Source organism: Hoylesella loescheii DSM 19665 = JCM 12249 = ATCC 15930 (assembly GCF_000378085.1).
GTDB classification, from domain to species: Bacteria; Bacteroidota; Bacteroidia; order Bacteroidales; family Bacteroidaceae; genus Prevotella; species Prevotella loescheii.
On record NZ_KB899216.1, the window covers coordinates 114,803 to 137,405 of the forward strand.

Annotated in this window: 16 protein-coding genes, 1 tRNA gene and 1 pseudogene; 12 read left to right on the plus strand and 6 right to left on the minus strand. The window is 47.7% G+C overall.

Annotated features, from left to right (window positions below; genetic code table 11):
* Nucleotides 1-107: 107 nt before the first annotated feature.
* From pyrH to F453_RS0108700, 3 genes are all read right to left on the minus strand, one after another.
* Nucleotides 108-812: a UMP kinase gene (gene pyrH / locus F453_RS0108690; protein WP_025789973.1), complete on the minus strand. Its 705-nt coding sequence runs from the start codon at nt 810-812 to the stop codon at nt 108-110.
* 72 nt (nt 813-884) lie between these two features.
* Nucleotides 885-1,640: a biotin--[acetyl-CoA-carboxylase] ligase gene (locus tag F453_RS0108695; protein WP_018967676.1), complete on the minus strand. Its 756-nt coding sequence runs from the start codon at nt 1,638-1,640 to the stop codon at nt 885-887.
* A 2-nt stretch (nt 1,641-1,642) separates the two neighbouring features.
* The gene (locus F453_RS0108700; RefSeq protein WP_018967677.1) at nt 1,643-2,017 is read right to left on the minus strand and encodes a YraN family protein; all 375 of its coding nucleotides are present in this window, start codon (nt 2,015-2,017) and stop codon (nt 1,643-1,645) included.
* A gap of 633 nt (nt 2,018-2,650) precedes the next feature.
* On the opposite strand from F453_RS0108700, the gene F453_RS0108705 reads away from it, so the two are divergent.
* From F453_RS0108705 to F453_RS0108740, 8 genes are all read left to right on the plus strand, one after another.
* On the plus strand, nt 2,651-3,631 hold the full coding sequence (locus tag F453_RS0108705) for a hypothetical protein (protein WP_009237318.1): 981 nt from the start codon (nt 2,651-2,653) through the stop codon (nt 3,629-3,631).
* 155 nt (nt 3,632-3,786) lie between these two features.
* The gene (locus tag F453_RS0108710; protein ID WP_018967679.1) at nt 3,787-7,155 is read left to right on the plus strand and encodes a SusC/RagA family TonB-linked outer membrane protein; all 3,369 of its coding nucleotides are present in this window, start codon (nt 3,787-3,789) and stop codon (nt 7,153-7,155) included.
* An 8-nt stretch (nt 7,156-7,163) separates the two neighbouring features.
* Nucleotides 7,164-8,639, plus strand: coding sequence for a RagB/SusD family nutrient uptake outer membrane protein (locus tag F453_RS0108715; RefSeq protein WP_026292529.1), 1,476 nt, complete (start codon nt 7,164-7,166; stop codon nt 8,637-8,639).
* Between the two features lie 7 nt (nt 8,640-8,646).
* Nucleotides 8,647-9,927, plus strand: coding sequence for a DUF4843 domain-containing protein (locus F453_RS0108720; protein WP_026292530.1), 1,281 nt, complete (start codon nt 8,647-8,649; stop codon nt 9,925-9,927).
* Nucleotides 9,928-10,020: 93 nt separating this feature from the next.
* Nucleotides 10,021-11,790, plus strand: coding sequence for a PKD-like family lipoprotein (locus F453_RS0108725; protein WP_018967682.1), 1,770 nt, complete (start codon nt 10,021-10,023; stop codon nt 11,788-11,790).
* 287 nt (nt 11,791-12,077) lie between these two features.
* Entirely contained in the window at nt 12,078-13,190 is a 1,113-nt protein-coding gene (locus F453_RS0108730) for a TlpA disulfide reductase family protein (RefSeq protein WP_018967683.1), read from the plus strand.
* Nucleotides 13,191-13,311: 121 nt separating this feature from the next.
* Nucleotides 13,312-15,357, plus strand: a complete 2,046-nt coding sequence (locus tag F453_RS0108735) for a TlpA disulfide reductase family protein (RefSeq protein WP_018967684.1) — start codon at nt 13,312-13,314, stop codon at nt 15,355-15,357.
* Between the two features lie 191 nt (nt 15,358-15,548).
* Nucleotides 15,549-16,007, plus strand: a complete 459-nt coding sequence (locus tag F453_RS0108740; protein WP_018967685.1) for a nucleoside deaminase — start codon at nt 15,549-15,551, stop codon at nt 16,005-16,007.
* A gap of 576 nt (nt 16,008-16,583) precedes the next feature.
* Here F453_RS0108740 and F453_RS16240 read toward each other — a convergent pair.
* The 3 genes and pseudogenes from F453_RS16240 to rsmI form a co-directional block, all read right to left on the minus strand.
* Nucleotides 16,584-16,775: pseudogene (locus tag F453_RS16240) on the minus strand (hypothetical protein).
* A gap of 605 nt (nt 16,776-17,380) precedes the next feature.
* Nucleotides 17,381-18,220 (minus strand): Cbp1 family collagen-binding glycoprotein adhesin, encoded by an 840-nt coding sequence (locus F453_RS0108745; protein WP_009237310.1) that lies wholly within the window; start codon nt 18,218-18,220, stop codon nt 17,381-17,383.
* Nucleotides 18,217-18,927: a 16S rRNA (cytidine(1402)-2'-O)-methyltransferase gene (gene rsmI, locus F453_RS0108750; RefSeq protein ID WP_018967686.1), complete on the minus strand. Its 711-nt coding sequence runs from the start codon at nt 18,925-18,927 to the stop codon at nt 18,217-18,219. The genes F453_RS0108745 and rsmI overlap by 4 nt, the downstream gene beginning before the upstream one ends.
* A gap of 96 nt (nt 18,928-19,023) precedes the next feature.
* Here rsmI and F453_RS0108755 point away from each other — a divergent pair, with 96 nt between their 5' ends.
* The 4 genes from F453_RS0108755 to F453_RS14710 all read left to right on the plus strand — a co-directional run bounded on the left by F453_RS0108755 (nt 19,024) and on the right by F453_RS14710 (nt 22,455).
* The gene (locus tag F453_RS0108755) at nt 19,024-19,608 is read left to right on the plus strand and encodes a thymidine kinase (RefSeq protein ID WP_018967687.1); all 585 of its coding nucleotides are present in this window, start codon (nt 19,024-19,026) and stop codon (nt 19,606-19,608) included.
* 159 nt (nt 19,609-19,767) lie between these two features.
* Nucleotides 19,768-20,883: an AI-2E family transporter gene (locus F453_RS0108760; RefSeq protein ID WP_018967688.1), complete on the plus strand. Its 1,116-nt coding sequence runs from the start codon at nt 19,768-19,770 to the stop codon at nt 20,881-20,883.
* 106 nt (nt 20,884-20,989) lie between these two features.
* Nucleotides 20,990-21,062 (plus strand) — tRNA-Lys (locus tag F453_RS0108765).
* Between the two features lie 247 nt (nt 21,063-21,309).
* Nucleotides 21,310-22,455 carry an RNA polymerase sigma factor gene (locus F453_RS14710; protein ID WP_018967689.1) on the plus strand — a complete coding sequence of 382 codons (1,146 nt, stop codon included), beginning with the start codon at nt 21,310-21,312 and terminating at the stop codon, nt 22,453-22,455.
* Nucleotides 22,456-22,603: the final 148 nt, after the last annotated feature.

Sequence of the window (22,603 nt, forward strand, 5' to 3'; positions counted from 1 at the left end):
TTCACCCTTTCACTTTTTCACTTTTAAAGGGCGTTAGCCATCTTTTCACCTTTTCAATTTTTCACCCTTTCACCTTTAAGGGATTGAGGGTGAGGCTTTTTTATCCTTTAATTATGCACCAATGTTCCGATATTCTCACCGCGCATAACGCGTTCGAGATTACCCACAACATCCATATTAAACACGTAGATGGGCAAATTGTTCTCTTTGCACATCGTAGTTGCGGTGAGATCCATCACCTTCAATCCACGTGTATAAATCTCGTCGTAGGTTATTTCGGTGAACTTCGTGGCTGTTGGATCTTTCTCTGGATCGGCCGTATAGATACCATCTACGCGCGTACCTTTAAGCATCACGTCGGCCTCGATTTCGATTCCACGAAGCGAACTGCCCGTATCTGTGGTGAAATAAGGCGACCCAGTGCCAGCCGAGAAAATGCAGACGTAGCCCGCTTCCATGCTCTCGATGGCTTTCCACTTGCTGTAAAACTCGCCGATAGGTTCCATGCGGATGGCCGTTAGCACCTTCGTTTTCACGCCGATGGCCTCTAAAGCCGAGCTTAATGCCAACGAATTCATCACCGTTGCGCACATACCCATCTGATCGCCCTTAACGCGATCGAATCCCTTTTGCGCCCCACTAAGTCCGCGGAAGAAGTTTCCGCCACCGATAACGATACCAATTTGCACACCCATCTCGTGCACGGCCTTAATCTGTTGGGCATATTCTTGCAGGCGTTGAGGGTCTATTCCATGGCTTTGAGTACCCATCAGGCTCTCGCCGCTCAGCTTTAATAATATTCTTTTATACATTGTTTATAATGTGTTATTGGTTTGTTTACTCCTATTATAATATGTTCTGTTAATCTCGTTGCCACTCAATCGTTAAATCTCGAACCGCAGTTTGTCGGTCGAGTCGCTGTTGGTGGCATAGGGTTGCGAGTAAGTTCGCAGTTGGCCTTGCCTGTCTCGGAGGGTTATTATACCATTGGTATCCACCCCAACGAGTTCTGCTTCAAATGCACCCATACTGTCGTGGTAGCGATGAAAACCTGTTGCGCGATAGAGTGCAGCGTTATAATGCGCAGTGATAAGTTGGCTTTTCCCCGCCTCCAACAGACTTAATTGTGCGAGAAAACCCTCTACAATGCTCTTGAGCAAAGGCATTAGCGCCACCTGTTTACCCGTTATCTGTGCGAGCGAAACAGGATTTGGTGCGTCGCTAACAAACTGGGTTTGATTGATATTCAGACCAACGCCATATACAAAACGACTAATCTCGCCACGCGCGATGCTCGTTTCGATGAGTGTTCCACTGATTTTGCGGTCGCGCCAATAGATGTCGTTCGGCCATTTGATGCGGATATCGGGGGTGATATGGTCTAAAACGCCCTTGATGGCCAATGCTCCAGCCATTGATAAGACAAACTGTTGCTGCACGGCAACGAACGAAGGGCGTGCCATCAAACTGAAAAGCAGGTTCTGGCAGCGTTCGCTTTCCCAGCGATTAACACCTTGACCGCGCCCAGCCGTTTGCCAGTCGGCGCTCACCACCACCATTTCGTCTGCCTCAAACGCCACTCCTTTTATATAGTCGTTGGTCGAAGCCGTTTCTTCCAAGTGTATATGCCTAATCTTCATGCCTAAGCCAGCAAGGGGTTAAAGGCGTCTTCGATGTGTTCGAGTTGCGCGTTTTCGCGGCTAGTGCCAACGATCGTCACCACGTCGAAGCGCACCTGCTCCACCACATTAAACTGTTTGATGTAGTTGTTTGCGGCAATTCCCAGGTTTCTTATCTTCTGTCTGTTCACGGCATCGGCAGGTTCCGACACCTCATTAGATGTTCGTGTCTTCACCTCAACAAACACAACGGTGGTCATATCGGCTGTAATCGCCACTAGGTCGATATCTCGTTTGCCGCAATGCCAGTCGCGATCGCGAATAACGTAGCCTTGTTTTTGCAGGTGTTCGGCAGCGAAATCTTCGCCCCATTTCCCCAAATCGTTGTGCTTTGCCATGCTGTTTTACGTTTTCTTTATTGCAAAAGTAGCCTTTTTATGGCAGTTTGCAAAGTGTGGGCACGTGTTTTTTAATGGGCGGTTATAAAAATCACCGTCACTCTATTTTTAGCATTTAAACGTTCATTTTATGTCGATTGGTCAGTACAGAGCCGCTTGTAGTGTGGCTACAAGCCTTTTGTAGCGCGACTACAAGTCTTTTGTAGCGTGACTACAAGCCTTTTGTAGTGTGGCTACAAGCCTTTTGTAGTGTGACTACAAGCACTTTTGTAGTGCCACTCCACTTAATGGTAGTGATTTAAACGTTTTGTAACGATGTTACAAGGGCTGAAAAGATGGCGGATATTTGCCTGGATCGAACCATGTAAGAAAAAGATGAAATTCGATATATTTGCAGTTAATATTCAAACGAAGAAGCATCTGCTTTTATGCTTTATGACACATAAACGCCCCTAATTATCATTTTTTAACCAATAAAAAGGTCGTGCATTGGAGATAGGTGCCTAACTTTACACACACTTTTAAGAAAGAAGATGAGATGCCAATTTGCGGCTTGATGCGAGTGATGAAACGCATCATCCGCACCCGATGCCCTTGAATATTATATATTTCTAACCGCTTTAAACAAACTAAATGACAGCAATTACAAGAAAACTTCTTTTGGGAACGTTGCTCGCTTTTTCCTTAAGCGGCTACGCTCAGAAAAAGACAACACTCAGTGCAGAGGTTTATGGCTACAAACAAGAAATGGTTTATTTCGATTGTTTGCAGTCGCCTTTCTTCAATGCCGAGTTTCATTGCAATCCTGGCGATGAACACTTGTACTCGTTCGAGACTAAAAGTCCCGTATGCATGCTTATTAATGGACAGGTGAACGTGCTGCTGTTGCCTGGCGACAGCGTACACGCCGTGGTTCGCTACGATGGTAAACGTCCCTCGGAAGTGGTATTTAGCGGAAGCCCCAAAGCTGTGGCTGCTAACCGCATGATGAGTAACATCGACGGGATGAAACGTCAAATGCGTTATAAGAGTCAGCTGTTGGCCTGCGTTGTGGTAGACGTGAAGCCCCAACAACGCATCGACGACTCGCGAACATTGCTCTCGAAGGTGCAAGAAATGGTAGCTAAGGAGAAGGCTCAGCTGAGCGACGTGGCTGCCGAATACATTCTTGCTACCACCGAAGCTGCAGCATACATATCCTTTATGGAGTATCCGCAGATGTATGCAGAAACCCGAAAGACACCCATAACCGAACAAGGCATTGGCGATTATTGGAAGTTGATGGACGGTGTAAAGACCCGTTCGGGCGAGGGAGCATTATGCAGCCCCGACTACTTAAGTTTTCTAATGCGCTATTGTTTCTACGAAAACGAGAAAAAGGCTGTTGCCAAGAAGGCTACATACGCCCTTCCCCGACAGCTTGAAGGCATGTATAAGGAATTGGCATCTTTCTATCAGGGTGCACAACGCGATGCCGTGCTTTACCAACTACTTATTAGCTTCGTGCGCAATGGTAAGGAATTGGAACGCGCCAAACCTCTTTTTGCCGAGTATAAGGCCAAATACAACGTGAATAAAGGCTATCTCGACATTCTTGAAAAGCTGATGGAATAAGGTTGAACGCCAATATTTGCGTTCGCAAGGTTGGGTTTTACAAAGGGCGGAAAAGGGTTGTCGCCCTAGCTCTTTGTTGTCTAACGCCCATTCCAATTAGCAATCTATCCGCTTTATTAATCCAGAAACGCATCATAAACTAATCCTGCTTATCGATGAGAACAACCGAAAACAACCACCAAACAGCACTTGGGTGGCTCTACATGCTATGTGCCATGTTGCTGTATGTTGCCAGTTCGAATGCCCAAAGTCAGGCACTCGACGACTGGAAGAATACGCCTGTGACACTGCGTGTAAGCAACGAGCCATTGGGAACGGTGCTCGAGAAAGTGGCGAAACAGGCCAATGCCACACTTGAATTTCAAGAAGTGGCACTTGTGGGCATTGCCCGCCCAACCACACTGAATGTAAAAGACGTACCGTTAGACAAAGTTCTGGGACGTTTGATAGGCGACCAAAACGTGCTGGTGCGCTATGAAACGGGGCGCCACATCATCATTTCGTCTTACAACAGGGATGTCGAATCCAATGAAATGCTACGCATCGAGGGCGTAGTTACGGATGCCAAAACCAACGAAACGCTGGTGGGTGCAACCGTTATGCTTACCGATGGCACTAAGTCGGGTGGCGTAAAGGGAAGCATAACCGATGTGAACGGCAAGTTTTCACTGCAAGTTCCACGTAAGGCCTCCATCAAAGTGTCGTACATGGGTTACGAAAGCGTTTCGTTGCAGATTACCCGATCGAACCCCGGCATGAAGATTGCGCTCAAGGCCGACGGACAGATGATGGAAGAAGTGGTGGTTACGGGTATCAGCAAGCGTAGCAAGTCGAGCTTCACTGGCAACTATGTGTCGGTGAAAGGCGAAGAGTTGCGCAAGCTAAATCCCAACAACATCCTGAAAAGCTTGCAGTTTTACGACCCCAGTTTCAAGGTGCTGGAAAGCAATACGCGTGGTTCCGACCCCAATGCACAGCCCGAATTCCTTATCCGTGGAGACCAAAACCTAGGCTCAACGGCATCCCTTAACAACATGGACCTTTTGCTCGACAACGTTTCGAGCCGTCCAAATACTCCCCTCTTTGTGCTCGATGGCTTCATCGTATCAATGAGTCGTATATTGCAACTCGACCCAGAACGCATTGAAAACGTTACCATATTAAAGGATGCAGCTGCTACAGCCATCTACGGTTCGCGAGCTTCTAACGGCGTAGTGGTTATCGAAACCAAGGTTGCACCCGATGGTGTGCTGTCTGTTAGCTATAATGGCGGTTTAACCGTACAAACTCCCGACCTCACCGACTATAAGCTAATGAATGCGCGCGAGAAGTTGCAGATGGAATGGGATGCAGGCGTTTACAGCCCCAGTAATGATAAGAGCATGAACCGCTACAACCAGTTGTTGCGCAATGTGCTGGCTGGTGTGGATACCTATTGGTTGAGCAAGCCCCTGCGCACAGCCGTTACGCATCGTCATTCGTTATCGGCTGCGGGTGGAACAGAGGTTTTCCGGTACAGTCTAGACCTTAATGCGGCCTTCAACCCCGGTGTGATGAAAGGTTCGGAACAAAACACCAAGAGCCTTAATTTCAGCATGACCTATCGCAAGGAGAACGTTTCGGTAGGTGCAAGCCTTAACCTCTCGGAGAGTGGTGGCCATAATTCACCCTACGGCTCGTTTTCAGAATACACCCGCGTAAACCCCTATTATCGTCCCACAAATGAGTTTGGAGAGTATTTGCAGCAGCTTGACAACCACACAGGTGCGGGTAGTGTGCCCATTGCCAACCCGCTTTACAATGCCAATGTGGGCATAAAAGACCTGACCAGTAACACCAACATCACGGCCAGTCTTAACCTAGAATACCGCTTGTTGAAGAACTTACGACTCACCGAGAACCTTTCTTACATGCGCGGAATGGCACGCACGGAAAACTTCTTGCCTGCTGCCCACACCGTATTTATTACCGAACTGGATAAGACTTTGCGTGGAAGCTATACCAAGAACACGGGTGAGATGACCTCGTGGTCGAGCAACTTGGGCTTGAACTGGAACATGGCGGTTGGCAAGCACTTATTTAGCGTGTTCGGAAACTGGACCCTAAGCGAAGACCGTAGTAACTATGTGAACCTCTCTGCCGTAGGTTATCCCGACCCGCACATGGACGATTTCATCTTCGGAAACAAGATGACGACCAGCCCTAGTGGTTCTGAGTCTATCGCAAGATCGATGGGCCTAATCACGCAGCTATCTTATAGCTACGACAATCGCTATTCGGTGGATGTCAATGTGAGTAGCGAAATAACCTCGCGATATGCCGATCACAACCTCACTCCTTTCTGGAGCGTTGGCGCAAGATGGAACGCTTATCGCGAAAAGTGGTTGGCTGGGCGCGTGTCTAACCTCGTGTTTAGAGCCACTTACGGTGTAACGGGTGCGCAGAACTCCAGTCCTGCCGACGCCATCGAATATTACACGTTCAGCCAAACGATGCGTCCTTACGCTTCGTTCTCCACATTGGGCGCCGTGCTTTCGCGTCTAAACAACCCCAATATCAAGTGGACAAAGACCGACAACTTGAGCCTTGGACTTGACGTGGGCGTGTGGAAAAACCGCGTGAACCTCTCGTTCAACTATTACAACAACATCAGCCGACAGCTCTTAACCAACTACGACCTCGCTCCCTCAACGGGTTTCGAGTCGCAGTATATCAACGCTGGCGAGCTTCAGAACCGCGGTTTCGACGCCACGCTCAATGTCATTGCCTTGCAGAATATCCGTAAGCAGTTCTATTGGACTGTGGCCTTGGGTATGAACCACAACCGAAATAAGATACGCAAGATATCCGATTACCTTCGTAAAATGAACGAAGAGCAACTTAAATCCAAGTCTGCTCCGCTGCCCGTTTACCAAGAAGGGAAGTCTACCACCACATATTACGCAGTGCGTTCGTTGGGCATTGACCCCATGACGGGTAACGAAGTGTTCCTCACTCGCAATGGAGAAAAGACCTTTAAGTGGAACGCTGCAGACAAGGTTCCCGTAGGAGATACCACTCCAAAGCTCAACGGAACCATCAGTTCTTCAGTCAACTGGCGAGACCTTTCGTGTACGCTTGGCTTCATTTACAAGTGGGGAGGCATCGTGTACAACCAAACCTTGGTAGACAAGATTGAGAATAGCAACATCGCTTACAACCTAGATCGACGTGCGGCAGAAGACCGTTGGCATAACCCTGGCGATGTTACGAAGTACAAAAGGATAGACCTCAACGGGTCGCAAACGCCTGCTTCCGACCGCTTCATTATGAAAGACAATGAGCTGAGGTTGGCAAGCGTGAACGTAGGCTATCGCTTTAAGCAAACCGACTATAAGCTGTTGAGCCGTCTCAACATTGATGTGTTGTCGCTCAACTTCACCACCAACGACCTCTTGCGCCTCTCTACGGTGAAGATGGAACGCGGTCTTGGCTATCCCTTCTCACGTTCTTACACCCTCACTTGCTCCATCATCTTTAAGTAAATAGCGTTATGAAGCATTTAAAATTTCCTTCCACATTATATAAGGTGTGCCAAATGGGCACATGCTTTCTGGCTTTTTCGCTTGTCACAGCTTGCTCGGGATGGTTCGATGTAAGCCCTAAGACCGACCTTAAAGCCGATGAAATGTTCTCAAGCGAAGCCGGTTTCGAGAGCTCGCTCACAGGTATCTACCTGCTGATGACCAACCAAGGTGCATACGGAGGCAACATGTCGTTTGGCATGCTCGACCAACTGGCGCAGCAATACGACTACATCCCCGATGGAGCCAACGATCGTACGGCCATCTATAACTATGCCACTACGACCTCAGATGGCTTCCGCACCAAGCAGAAAATTGCCCAATCGTGGCTCAAGCTCTATAATGTAATTGCCAATTGCAACAACTTCATTAAATGGCTCGACCGCAAAGGAGAGACCGTTATACGAAATGTCAACACCCGAAACACATTCCGGGCCGAGGCACTTGCAGCAAGGGCATATTGCCATTTCGACCTGCTTAGGGCTTGGGGACCATGGAAATATGGTACGGATGCTGCGGCAGCAGATGCACCATGCATACCTTACCGCTTGGTGGCAGATAACTCCAAGCAGCCACTTTTACCCGCAAAAGAGATTGTGAAGCTAGCATTGAAAGACCTCAATGAGGCAAAAGAACTGCTGGCACACGAGAAAGGATTGCGCTTGGACAACAGCGAACGTCGCTTTCGCTTTAACTACCATGCCGTGAATGCCCTCATGGCGCGTATCTATTGCTATGCAGGCGATGCCACAAATGCCGTGGCTTGCGCGCAAGATGTGGTTGATAACAGCGGATTGACACTGTCTTCGAGTAACCAAGACGACCCCATCCTCTTCTCCGAATGTATCTGTGCGCTCAACATGTACCACCTTTCCGAAACCCTTTCGTCGCTTTGGGCAGACGGAGAGAAGTACACCACCCAATACTTTATCCGTTCAGAGCGGTTCAATAGCTACTTCGAAGTGTCGGGCGATCGTCGTGAAGACATGCGTACAAAGTCTTCTGCGTTCTACGAGCACGCTGCAGCCAAGATGGCTTTGTCGCGTAAATACAACACCAATCCAAAGGAAGCCGTACCACTGATACGTCTACCCGAGATGTATTACATTCTCTGCGAGATGACGCCCGACCTTGCCCAAGCAGCCCGATACCTTAATATGGTGCGCAACAAGCGAGGCTATTCGCGTGCGCTCAACGTAAACTTCGCCGATGAAGCCAGTCGTATTAAGGCCTTAGACCGTGAGTTCCGTAAGGAGTTTTACGCCGAAGGGCAATACTGGTACTTCTTAAAGCGCCACGGAATAACCGAGTTAGTCTACGATAACAGCGTTGTTTTGTCGAAAGAACGCTTCGTATTCCCGCTTCCCGATGCTGAAAAAGAATACGGCTGGACGGCTTCTCACGATGCCGAAGCTGGTGCGAAAAAAACTCAAACCAACCCTTAAACTCACGATGAAAATGAAGAATAAGTTTGGATATGTCGTTGCTGTGGCCATTGGCTGCATGCTCTCTTCCGCTTGTAAGGAAGAAACTGTACCTCTTTATGCTGCCGATGGCGATGGCGTTTATTTTAGTTACGGCACCAAAGAGGCTCTTAATGCCACGGTAAACTTTGCCGACTCCATTCTCACCGCTCCTAAGGAGATTGGCGTTTCCTTAAAGCTCAAGTTGATGGGGCGTGATTCCGACCAGCCTAGAAGGGTGGTTCTCAAGTCCAGAGCTGTGCAGGGTGTGGCCGAAGCCACAGTGGTTTGTCCCGAAGTGGTGTTTAAACCAGGCGAGCACGATAAGACGGTGACGGTGTTGGCGCAACGTCCCTCACAGGTAGACACCACTCTTCAGGCGGAGATTTACATCGACGCCAGCGACCCCGCCTCACAGATCGGGGAGGGTATAAAAGACTTCCAAGTGTTCACCATCCATGTAAAAGAAGCTTATACCAAGCCTTCGCAATGGGATGGTATGGGTGGTTCGTACTTCGGAACTTGGTCGGCGGCTAAGCAGAAGTTGCTGGTGAAGGTCACGAAACGGAACGATTTCTACACCGAACGCGACTATTTCAAGTTCGTGCAGTGGAATCTCGCTGCCATAGATAGCCTTCGTCGCCAACAACAAGCTGCTCCGCAAACGGCCATCGATGTGGATATTCCCTTCACCAACGACAACACCTACGGCAAGCCTTGGTACTGGACATCGCTCCAAGACACCTATCTGGGTGCCTATCAGAGTGGTTCTTTCGTGGGACTTTGCAACAGCATGGACATCACAACGGCTAACGAATATGCCCAATTAGGTGGCAATGAGGCAACGATGAAGGCCTTAAACCTGCGTGCAGTGAACCTGATGATGCAGCGATATAACACCTTTTATCTAGACGGATGGCGACAAGGCAACTCTTACAAAGGCAGTTTCTACATCCCCATGTTGCCTAACGTGGCCTACGAACTGGTTGAGCCTCAGCCCTGGAAAGACCAACAAGGCGGCAAGACGATGATAGAGAAATACTACGGACCCTATTCTGCCGCTAAATATCGCTTTATGATAAACGTGTGGCTTGCACATAAAGGAGCCGATTTTGTACTTAATCAGATGTTCCCCGTCATGAACGAGTGGGGCGATGTACACTGGGATGCCTCGCTTGGAGGTGAAGCTGCCATCAAGGCTTGCAACAAACTGTTCCGCGAAAAGGCATCACAAGGCAGTTACTCCTTTACGTTCCCCGTTGTGCCATAAGGCAAGCGAGGGTATTAAGAAGGTGCGTTTGGTGCACAAAACAATAGGTGCGCCAAACGCAAATCCATAAAATAACGTATAAATTAACTAGAAATGACGAATAATATAACCATACAGGCAAAGAGTAAACATGTGAGAACGGCTCTTTGCTCGCCTTGGAAAAGCGTTGGGAGAAAGGCTGCTTGTCTTTTTCTGCTTGTTGCCGGCATGTTCTCCTCCTGCTACGAAGACAAGGGAAACTACACTTATAACTTCGATGGAATGAACGCCATCGATACGCTTATATTCTCACCCGCTTCGGTAGAAACGCTAACGGGTCAGACCATTGAGTTCACCCAGCCGCTCACCGATGACGAAACGCACAAACGCATTGAAGTTCAAGTGGGACAAACGTTGTTAAAAAACACCGACCATTTAGACTTCCAGTGGATTCGTTCGTTTCAGAAAGGCAAGGAAACTGTAACCGACACCGTTAAAACGAAAGGCTATCTAGATGTTGAATTGCCTGTGGGCAAGGCCACTCGTTTCACGGTACGCCTTCAAGTGCACGATCGTAGCACGGGGCTTTCACGCTATCAGAACTTCGCAGTAGCCACTCGCCCCATCTATAAAAACAGTCTTTTCTTCCTCCATGGCAAGCCTGGTAGCGTGCAATTGGGTAATGTCGAGACGGTAGGCTCTGTCACCAACGTGCGCAGCGATGCCTATAAGCTTATCTATAAAGAAGAGAAAAATCCCTTTGCCGATGCCTACAAGCTGATGTTTCACTACGGGTTGGTATCCGAAGGCAGGGATTTCGTGAAGAAATGCAACTTCATGGTGTTCCTCAGTAAGGGCATAGTGAAAACCTACGACCCATTCGGCATGACACCGCGCTTCACTGCTTACAAAGACTTTGTTGTGCCCGTGAGTGCGCAAGGCGCTTTTTTACCCGACAAAATTGGCATGACTGGCGACCCCTCCAATCAGTCTGACTTCTACTATATGCTGGGTAAAGACGGCCGTTTTCTAACCGCTCGCACCATCCCTGCTTTCAAAACGCCAGCCACCGAAGGGTCGGTCTCTAACTATAGCGTTACCGCTGCTGCCATCACCGCAAACCATTTCGTGTTCTGGGACGGGCGTAACAACCGCTTCCTATACGTAAGCAAAGACGACGGTTACGGCATTTGGGCAGAGCAGCAGGCATATCAAGCGCAGCTAAACAACCCCGTGCTGGATGCACATGTCGATTTCTCGGGACTTAAAACCGGACTTTCGCCTGTTGGAAAGAAGGCGATATACGGCTTCATTCAGTATCGCGAAAACTATGATAAGGCCACTCCTTACTTTATTTTCCGCGATAACGCAGCCCCCAACTATTATCTCTACCAGCTCACGTCCACTGCTACTGATGGCGACAAAGGCTCTGGAGGCAGTAGCGATGCACCAGCATATACCATCAAAGGCCAGCGGTTAGAGGGCTTTACGCCCACCTCTCTCGCCACCATCCTTTATAACACATGGTTCAGCACTAACTACGTATTCTATGCAGACGGGGCTGATGTGGTGCGTTATAACGTAAACAATGGCGATAAGACCGTGCTATATAGTGCCCCAGCAGGCTATACCATCTCGTGTATGAAGTTCCGTTCGGAAGACACCTTTGTCTATTCTGCCGACCTAGGACGTTATCTCACCATTGGTTTGAATAATGGCAACAACGGTGCCATAGCCGAAATAAAGCTCAATACGGCTTCGGATGTGGACGAAAGCTTTACGCCTCTGTTCTACGACACCGATAACGAGGGACGAAAACTGGGTAACATCCTCGACGTCCAGTTTGTTCGCGAGTATTCGTATGCGTTGCCAATTAATAAATAAGGTGTTAAGTTGACGAGTTAACCTGTTGATGAGTTGACAAGTAGGCAAAGTTAACGAGTTGGCAAGGCAATAAACCAACGAGTTGATGCGTTAAAGGCTAGAAAACGCTTGCAAACTTGTCAGTTCGTCAATCGGTAAACCCGTCAACCCGTTAGCTGGTTAACTCGTCAACTGGTCACCCTGTTTACTGGTTCGCTTGTTCACCGTTAATGTGGTCAACTTGTTTACTTCTTCACTGGTTAACTTGTCAACCAGCTTCCATCTTCATGTAATAAAATTATTCACTCATGTATAAATTCTTCTTCACACTTCTTCTCTCGTTCTTTACTTCCACGCTCTTTGCCCAGCAGACAAGTAGCATTGAAGGCGAGATAGAAGGCATTTCCGAAGGTCAACTGCAACTTATTGTACGCACTTCAGAGACCCGTTGGGACCTCGTTCACACCGTGCCGTTTAGCAACGGACGCTTTTCCATGCCCAATGTAGAACTTACCGAACCTCTACCAGCTCGCTTATCGGTGGCAGGTTATCAAGGTGGCTTCTCGTTCTTTATCGAGCCAGGCACCACCTATCGCGTCCTGTTGCGTGATGGTGAGGGATGGTATGTGAGCGGAAAGGGCTTGCAAGATACGGATAGGGCATACCAACAAAAATGCGTAAGTCTGATGCGAAGTGTAGCGGCACTGCAACAACGGGCCGACAGCCTTCGTAAAGCGTTGCGTTATGGCAGTGCTAGTAGGGTGAACGACACCATCGCACAGTTGCGAAAGACGTTGGAAAACGAGCGCCTTAACTTTATTTCCGCCAACAATAACATCCTGTCTGCCGGTCTACTTCTTCAGGAAGCCGAGTCACAAGACGCGTCTTTGGAACTTTGCCGACAACTTTATGCACAGCTGGGCGACAAGGCACAGCAAAGCCGTTGTGGTGCTATCTTGAAGCAGCGTATTGAGCGTTTGCAGCAGGTTAGCAAAGGTAGCAAAGCCCCCGACTTTACCTTGCCTACCTCCGACGGCCGCAAATTCACCCTCAGCAAAATGCCAGGAAAGGTGAAAATCGTAGACTTTTGGGCATCGTGGTGTGGACCGTGCAGACTCAACAATCCTGTTCTACGCCAGCTCTATGCCGATTTTCATGCCGCAGGACTTGAAATCGTGAACGTTTCGCTTGACGAGAAACGCGACCGCTGGTTAGGTGCCGTAAAGCAGGATAAGCTCACTTGGACGCAGGTGTCTTCACTTAAAGGATGGAAAGACGAAGTTGCCAAACTCTACAGCGTTACTGCCATACCTGCCATTTTTGTGCTAGATGCCAACAACAACATACTCGCTACGGGCCTGCATGGCGAAGATTTGCGCAAGTTTGTTACCAACTTGTTTACCGATAAGGGCGCTAAGTAGGGGGAGTATTTGGCATTTGTAGGCTTGTAGGTTGGCAAAACAACCGCTTGCTCAACCCGAAAGTATAGAAAGAAACATATAGGCAATATTTCAAAATAGAAAAATCAACATCCCATACAACATGAAAAAAGGACTTTTATGTTTGTTGTTGTTCTGTGCTGGTTCTGCCATGGCACAGCAAAACAACCGCTATGTAATCACAGGAACGATGACGATAGACTCACTGCGCTATACGCCCGAGCGTATAAAGAAGGTGTATCTAACCCACGAAGTGCAGGGGCAAGACATCGTTGTCGACTCTGCCACCGTTGAAAACGGTAGGTTTAGCTTCAAGGGAAACGCTCCCGGAGTGGTTGCCCCCTATCGTATTTCAGGATTCGACAATGGCACCGTGCAGCTGTTTCTCGAGCCAGGAGAAATCACCGTGTTGCCTTTCGATGGCCGTTTTCCCGTAGGAGCGAGTGTAAAGGGTACACCTGCCAACGACGTTCTCTATGCTTATCAGCAATCAGGAAGCGGTGCAGTCGACATAGCTAAGCTGCGTATGGAAAAGGTTTTGGCCAGTCTGCCTGCCGAGCAACGCAACGACGAGAAGGCATTTTATCCTTACCAGCGTGCCACATACTATGTAAACAGCTTGTCGCACCGCACGTCTGCCATGCGTTTTGTTGCTCGTCACCTCGATTCTCCTGTAACGCTTTATATCATCAAGTACGACCTTTTCAGGTTCTTTACACCCCAAGTGCTAGAAGAGACCTATCTCAACGCCGTACCTTCGGCCGTTCGTAAACATCCCATGTATCGCGAACTAACCAACTTGGTGCGTGCAGCTAGCCTAGAAGTGGGCAGGCCTGCACCCGATATTGACGGCCAAACTCCAGATGGGAAAAACCTAGCCTTGTCTGACTTGCGAGGAAAATACGTGCTGATTGACTTCTGGGCATCGTGGTGTGCGCCATGTCGTCGCGAGTTTCCCGTTATCAAACAAGCACTGGAAGAAACGAAAGGGAAAGTTCCTTTCATGGTGTTGAGCTATTCTATCGACAGTAAGAAGAAGGAGTGGACCGACTGCATAGAGCGCAATAGCCTGACGCACGCCAACTGGCAACACATCTCCGCTTTGAAGGGATGGGGTTCGCCTGCGGCCAAGCTCTACAATGTTGAGGCTGTTCCACGTACGGTCCTTGTCGGCCCTGATGGCAATATCATGGCTTTCGACTTACGAGGCGAACAGCTAATCGATGCCGTAAGGAAAATGAAGAATAGCGACTTGAAGTCGGCCAAAGCTGCAACGGGCAAGCCTAATGGTGTTGACAACCTTGTCAGCCTACCGAAAGAGATGCCCGACCCCTCGCTTTACGAGCAGTACGTGGCACTCGACCGCCAGCGCGAAAAGCAAATAGCTGAAGACCTTTCGCAGCTTCGCAGTACCAAGGGCGAGGCATATCTCAATACGGCAGAAGGTAAAATAGACGTTGAGAGCATTCGTCGTGCTGCCGATATAGCGTGGACGGCCGAACGTTTCCAATTCTTGCTCGACCACAACACTTCGCCCCTGATGCCCTTGCTTATGGAACGCGACATGTTGCCTATCTTTAATAAAGAATATGGTCGCCAGCTCTCGGCTTGTGTAGCGCCGCCAGTGCTCAACCATCCCTATGCCCGTTCGCTCGAGAATAGCGTGCGTTCGCGCAACCTTATGCAGGGTAGCGACGTGCCCGACATTGCCCTTCCGCTGGCCAATGGCACCGTGCGCCAACTCAGCAACAGCTTGGGCAAGTTTGTGTTGCTTACGTTCTGGGCATCGAACAACGCATCGTGCCAACGCGAATTGGCTACACTTAAAAAGCTATATGCCGAAAGTCGTGCCTCGAAAGATAAGTTCGAGATGATTGGTTTCTCGCTCGACACCAACGCTAAGGAGTGGAAGAAGACCCTTAAAACGCTCGGCATAGACGGCCCAGGCTGGTTGCAGGCTTGCGACTTCAAGGGTAACGCGTCGCCCTCGGTGCGTCTTTTCAATGTTGGTGCCACACCCATGAATGTGCTTATCGACCCAGAAGGAAAGGCCATCTCGCTGACATTGCAAGGCGAAGAGCTGGTTACGCGCGTAAAACAGATACTTTCGGGCGACTTGTATTATCAGAAAGAGGAGCCTAAGAAATAGGTGTTGAAAGCGGTGCACTCCACAAAGTGGGCATTGCTTTTAAATATAGGCGTGTTCTATAAAGGGAAGAAACGTTACGTCCGTCCCTTTATAGAATGCGCCTATATGCTATCATACCAAATAATTGTGTTACTTTTGTAGGCGTATAAGGCATATATTGGTATGTGTTAAACGCTAAAAATATGATGAAAATGACGCAAAATAACGAACAGCGACAGATAGACGAGCAGATGATGCGCAAGGCTTTGGCCGAGGCTCAGCAGGCTTTGGCACAGGGCGAAGTACCCATTGGGGCGGTAATAGCTTGCAAGGGTAGGGTGGTGGCACGTGCCCACAACCTTACCGAAACCCTTTGCGACGTTACGGCACATGCCGAAATGCAAGCCATAACGGCTGCTGCGAACATGCTTGGAGGTAAATATCTGCCCGAATGTACACTCTATGTAACGGTAGAACCTTGCCCAATGTGCGCTGGCGCATGTGGTTGGGCGCAATTGGGACGCATCGTCTATGGTACGCGCGATGAGAAACGTGGATACGAACGTTTTGCTCCGAACGTGCTACATGCCAAAGCCACCGTTACGGCTGGCGTGCTTGAAGAAGAGTGTCGCCAACTAATGAAAGACTTTTTTAGTGGATTACGTGAGTAGTTTGTCGCCTTTTCGGTAGGCTTTTTAACATTGTGAGTGCCGTTCTTGGGCATCAACCGCACGTTGGCGGGCAAATAATCGATTCTCGCAAGGGTTGTGTCTGGCAGTTGTTGGCATGGCTTTGCTGATAAATGCAACAAAGAAACTTTGTCTGTCAGAATAGTTCTTTCTTGCGTATTGCGTTGATATTCAATGCCTTTTTGTTTTGTGTTTCTGCCTTGTTGGTGCTGTGTTTGTGCGTGTTTCAACGTTCCCGATAAACCAACAAGCTAATTCAGAAATAGGCAAACAGCCTTATAAACTTGTTAACTAGTCAACTCGTGAATAGAGAGAAGAGCTCTTTTTTCATGCAAACACGCTGTGTCCAGCTTTCTTGTCAAATCATTATTCGCTATGTCAACTATCGCGTAAGCGCTAGTTGGCGAGATCGCTATTCGTTTTTTATCTAATCTTGTCCAAGAAAGCGTCGTGTCTTATCCCAAATTCACGTAACGTTTAATGGTTGTTTGGCACTATCAAGGCAGTTCGTTCCACAGCCTATCACCGCCACCAACCCACCCTTCATAACTCCAAACGTCATCTTTCACTCCTCACCCGATAAGCTCGTATAATGAGCTTTTTAAGCTCCAGCCTTGTTACAGCTAAGTTGGACTCCTGTTCCAGCTAAGTTGGAGCAGGGTTCCAATTCAACTGGAACAGCATTCCAGATAACATGGAACAGCGGTCCAAAACATGTTTAACACGACGGTTAATGTAATAATGCATTATCGAGGCTTAGAAGGTGCATCTCTGGAGCAATGAAAATGCGAACGATGGAATGGCTAATTGGCGAGTTTAGGACAAGAAACCATGTCCTCTGAACAAAATTGGATAGGTAACGAAATGGCTATCTTGCCAGCTAGCATCACGCAGCAGAAAGCATAGCGATTGTGTTTTATCCCGAACTCGTGTAAGACTTTGGTTGGTCATAGGTTAATAACAAAGGTCATGCTGATTAGTGGCAAGTAGGGGGTGGAGCATCTTATCTTATCCGTTTAATCAACATTAGCTTTTCTAGAATGTAGTGGCGAGAAAACGTTGTTTGTAAAAATATTTCCTCGCCTTTAACAAAGGCGAGGGAAAAAGTAGGTGATTAGCGTATTTTTATTTTTGTACACAGTAGGTAATAGCTTGCAACGTAGCGATTGTGTGGTTAAGAAGCTCGGTTGGGTATTAGAAATAAAAAGGGGGATACGCTAGAAATATGCGTATCCCCCGTGTGGGTTGTTAAGTTCTATTGTGCGGTAATGTGCACCTTGGATGCATTCTATTAGTTACCCGTTGTGGAGTTAAACCGCTGCGGGCAGCCAACAAATCATCTTGGTAGATTTGAATTACCTTACAGTAGCCACAAGGTATTTGCTCGTGCTCCAGAACGATTCGGGATTGGTGATGGTGAGCACATACTCTTTGTTGGCATCCTTTTCAAGCGTGTAGCTGTCTGAGGGGTGAACCGTAAGCAGCTTAGCCGACTTAGAATAGAACTTGATTTCTTTCAGCGTGCGAATGTCAATGCGCGTGAAATAAGCCTTGTTGAAGTTGTTTTGCAGAATCTTTCCACCAACAAGAATACCTTGATCTTTCAGCTCTTTCTTTGTGCCGAATACATACCATGCGGTGTGCAATTGCTTGTCTTGGTTGCTGATGGTCTGAGCTTTCTCCGTATTATCGGTCTTTAGCTTAGTAACGTTGGTGTTGAGGTTGTTAATTCTCTCGTCCAACTCCGAAATGTGGATGTCCTTAGCATCAAGTTCTGCACGCAACTGCAACAACTGTTGGTCTTTTTCGTCAAGCTGTTTCATCAGCCTATCCACAGTTTTCTTCAGTTCTGCACCTTTGAACGAACTTTTTTCAAGCTGTGCACGCAGTTTCTTCAGCAAGGCACGGTTTTCTTCCATGCGTTGAGTGATGAACTTGATGTTCTCTTTAATCTGCTCAGACTTATTGGCACCTTCACCGTCTTTGGCGATATTAACGTGGTTTTCGGCCTCGTTAATCTGACGGAATCCATCTTGGATTTCGTTCATTGTTGCCATCATGTCATTCAACTGATTATCCCTTTGTTGGATAATTTGCTGCAAAGAGTCGTTAAGTTGCGGTTCTCCATTGGTTTTACCTTGTTTGCAGGCTGCCAGCGACAATACTGCAAAACACGCGATCACAAGTTTCTTCATAATTTTTCTCCTTTCGATTTTTTATCTTTTTTACTACTAGTTCCTGCTAATACGATTACGATTTCTCCACGTGGGGCTGTCTGTTCGAAGTGTTTAACCACTTCTTGGAGCGTTCCCCTCACGTTTTCTTCATGCAATTTTGATATTTCGCGACAAACGCACACTTGCCGTTCGGGTCCGAGTACTTCGGAAAACTGGGTGAGTGTTTTCACCAAACGGTAGGGCGACTCGTAGAACACCATGGTGCGCTGCTCGTCTTTTAGGCTTTCAAGATAGGTTTTCCGCCCTTTCTTTTGGGGGATAAAACCCTCGAAACAAAACCTGTCGCAGGGCATTCCAGAGGAAACCACGGCTGGGATACATGCTGTTGCGCCTGGCAAACAGTTAACCGTTATGCCCGCTGCCACCGCTTCGCGTGCTAAGAAAAAGCCTGGATCGCTGATTCCTGGCGTTCCTGCGTCGCTCACGAGGGCAATGTTCTGACCCGCTTTAAGGCGTTCGACGATACCAGCGGAAGTGCCATGCTCGTTAAATTTATGGTGCGATTGCAAGTGAGCAACCTCAATTCCCAAGTTTTTGAGCAAGATACCCGTTGTTCGGGTGTCTTCTGCCAGTACCAAATCGGCCTCTTTTAGGGTGCGAATGGCACGTAACGTGATGTCCTCCATATTGCCCACGGGGGTGGGTACAATGTATAAGATGCCCATATTGTACGCAAATATAGTAATATAAATTCCGAGTAGCAAAAAAAGGAGGTGTTTGTTTGCAATTTTTAAAACGTCTTTTTGTACTTTTGCATCAGTATGATTGATAATGTAACTGGCGAGAACCACCGCCAAGGAAGAGTGGAAGTGATTTGCGGCTCGATGTTTTCGGGCAAGACAGAGGAGTTAATACGGCGTATGAAACGTGCTGTATTCGCTAAACAACGAGTTGAAATCTTTAAGCCGGCTATCGATACACGGTATTCGGACGAGGATGTGGTGAGCCATGATCGCAATGCCATACACTGCACACCTGTAGATTCGTCGTCGGCGATATTGTTGCTCTCGGCCGACATCGATGTGGTAGGCATCGACGAGGCACAGTTTATGGACGAAGGTCTTGTGGACGTTTGCAACGAATTAGCTAACCGCGGGGTGCGCGTTATCGTTGCTGGTTTGGACATGGACTTTAAAGGAGTGCCTTTCGGACCAATGCCCGCACTGTGCGCCATAGCCGATCAGGTGACGAAGGTACATGCCATCTGCGTTAAATGTGGTGCGTTGGCATACGTGAGCCACCGTATCGTGGAAGGAGAAAAGCGTGTGTTGATTGGCGAAATGCAAGAATACGAACCCCTGTGCAGGCATTGTTACCAGAAAGCGATGCAAGAGGGGAAAGAGTGATGGTGCTAATGCCACGGGTAAGAATGATACTGTTGAAGAGGCAGAGAGGATAAACTTGGTTGGCTGGAATAGCCTTGTTCGTCTTTATTATTGCCATTATTTGTGGCTGTTTCATCGCCTCCGTTAGATACCTATTATATAAATAAAACAACAATAAATATGCTTGAAGAGAAAATAACCCTAGACAAATTGGTGCGATGGACCATTAGCGGACTGCTTATTTTGGCCGTTTACTTCGTCACCAATAGTATGAGCGAGGTGCTTTTACCTTTTTTCATCGCCTGTTTGTTGGCTTACTTGCTTTATCCTTTGGTGAAATTCACCGAGAAGTACTTGCACATACGCATTCGTGCGTTGTCTATTCTCTTTGTGGTATTGGTTCTAGCGGGCTTGCTTACAGGTGTAGGCCTGCTTATTGTGCCCTCGATGATTGAACAGTTCGATAAGATAAGCGAGTTGGCCGCACGCTATTTGGGCAGTTCAACCCCTGCGAGCGACCTGTCGTCGTACATTCAAAACTGGCTGCGAGAGCACCAAGAAGACATCGACCGCTTTGTGCGGAGCAAGGATTTTAATGAAACTCTGCGTACGACTATGCCCAAATTGTTCAACATCTTGGGACAAACGGCAAGTGTGGTGGTGAGCATCGTGGCCTCGTGCATCACCTTATTATATATGTTCTTCATTTTGCTCGACTACGAGTTTCTTACAGAGAACTGGGTGCGCATTTTCCCCAAGAAGCACCGACCCTTTTGGAACGAACTGGCACAAGACGCTTCGCGCGAACTCAATAATTATATTCGCGGGCAGGGTTTGGTGTCGCTCATCATGGGTATCATGTTCTGCATCGGCTTCACCATTATCGATTTCCCCATGGCTATCGGCTTGGGTATCCTCATTGGAGTGATGAACCTGGTGCCTTACCTACACACTTTCGCGCTTATCCCTACCGCATTCTTGGCCCTTCTCAAGGCGGGCGACACGGGACAGAACTTCTGGGTTATCTTCGGAATGGCCATTTTGGTGTTTATCGTGGTGCAAATTATCTCTGATATGGTGGTAACTCCGCGCGTAATGGGTAAGGCCATGGGGTTAAATCCCGCTATCATTCTGCTCTCGTTATCGGTATGGGGCTCGCTGTTGGGCTTTATTGGCCTTATCATAGCCCTGCCACTTACCACCCTTATCATAGCCTATTGGCAGCGTTATGTTACTAAAGAAGAGGTAGATGATGAGTCCGAAAAGCCCCAGCCAACAGCAAAAACAGAGGCCTAAAACCAAATAAAGCGGCATGCACAAATAAAAAATATGCGAATTGTTTGCTAGATTGCTCGAAAGTATGTACCTTTGCACTCGCAAAACAAAAGACGCTTTGTTGGAAGATCCGCTAGCTCAGCTGGTAGAGCACAACACTTTTAATGTTGGGGTCTTGGGTTCGAGCCCCAAGCGGATCACAAAAAGGGCACTCGTAAGGGTGCCCTTTTTGTGTGTTTGACTGTTATCACCCTTTTGTTCGGTCTTTCTATACTCCTTGGTTTTGGGTAACTGAAATCATATTCTCTAATGGTATATGGGAACAAAACATACCTCTCCTTTATTATAATGTTAATTGCATCTGTACCAAACAATCATTTTCAAAATCTCCTTTTTCGACTTTTAATCTTTTTAATCGTAATAAATAGTAAAAGCAACAAGAGCCAGATGGAACAAAACGAAGTGGACCAAATTGTCGTTCAGTGTCTGGAAGGTAGCAAAAAAGCCTTCCGATGGTTGGTGAGAGAATACCAAAGCATGGTTTTCTCACTAACGCTGAAGATGCTTTGCGATGAAAGGGATGCGGAAGATGCCTGCCAAGACACCTTCGTTAACGTTTGGCTGAACATGCACAAGTATAATTCGGAGAAGGGAAAGCTATCTACGTGGATATATGCCATTGCCTCGAATATCTGTCTCGACAAGCTTAAACGTCGCAAACCACAGCTGCCCATGCCGTCAGACGAATGCACATTCAGGGCTTATGCTGCTAACCCATCTCCCGAACGGCAGCTGATGAACTCGGAATGGGTGTCTATTGTTAGGGTGTTGGCTGCACAGCTGAGTCACAAGCAACAGCTTGTTTTCACCTTGCGTGTACTCGAAAACGTTCCGATAGAAGAAATAGAAAGTATCACCAACATGAACGCTGCCAAGATAAAGAGCAACTTATACGTTGCCCGACAGCGTATCAATTGGCCCATCCCCATGAGTAAATTCTTTACCAAAGACGAGATTGGATTTTGGCTAAGTGGAACACCCGACCTTGTTGGAAGCCTTAATGGCATCGAGATAGACGACATCACGCAGCGACTTAAAACAAAATATACCCAGTGGATTGTTGCCAACGATTTTGAACTGACCTATCAGACGATACTCAAAAACTATTCGCGCATAGCTGCAAAGGCCATAGACAAACAGCGTTTTGTGGCCTTACGCGACACGCTTTTGCGAGAATATTCAAGAGAAACCGACCTAACGGCCATCTATATGTATAAATCCAAGTGGTTTAAGAATTTCTTCCATTCGGACGTTTATTCGGAAATACTCGACAATGATACATTAATGAGAGAAGTGAGCACGACCCAAAGGGATTTTCTTGCCCTATCAATGTTTAAAATCGACTGCCAACTTATACTTCCCCATTTAGATAACTCGCCTCTGCCAAGCAAGCTTACGGGCAATATGCTGATGGCTAATGATGTGGTAATTTCATGCTATGCCAGCCTACCAAACTTATGGGCGTTTGCATTATTAGGCTTGATATTGGTTGTGTCGCTTGTGTTATTGGTGTTAATGAGAAAGAAACGCTGAAGTGTTTTCTGCAAATCGTCTTCAAATATCTTTGATTTTTTGAGTTGTTCATCTTTTGCTTGCCTTTTCAGGAGCAAGCAAAAGATGTTTGTTTTTGGGCGATTGAACCTCAAACGCTCTTGTCCTTATTATCCGTTCCCAAATATTG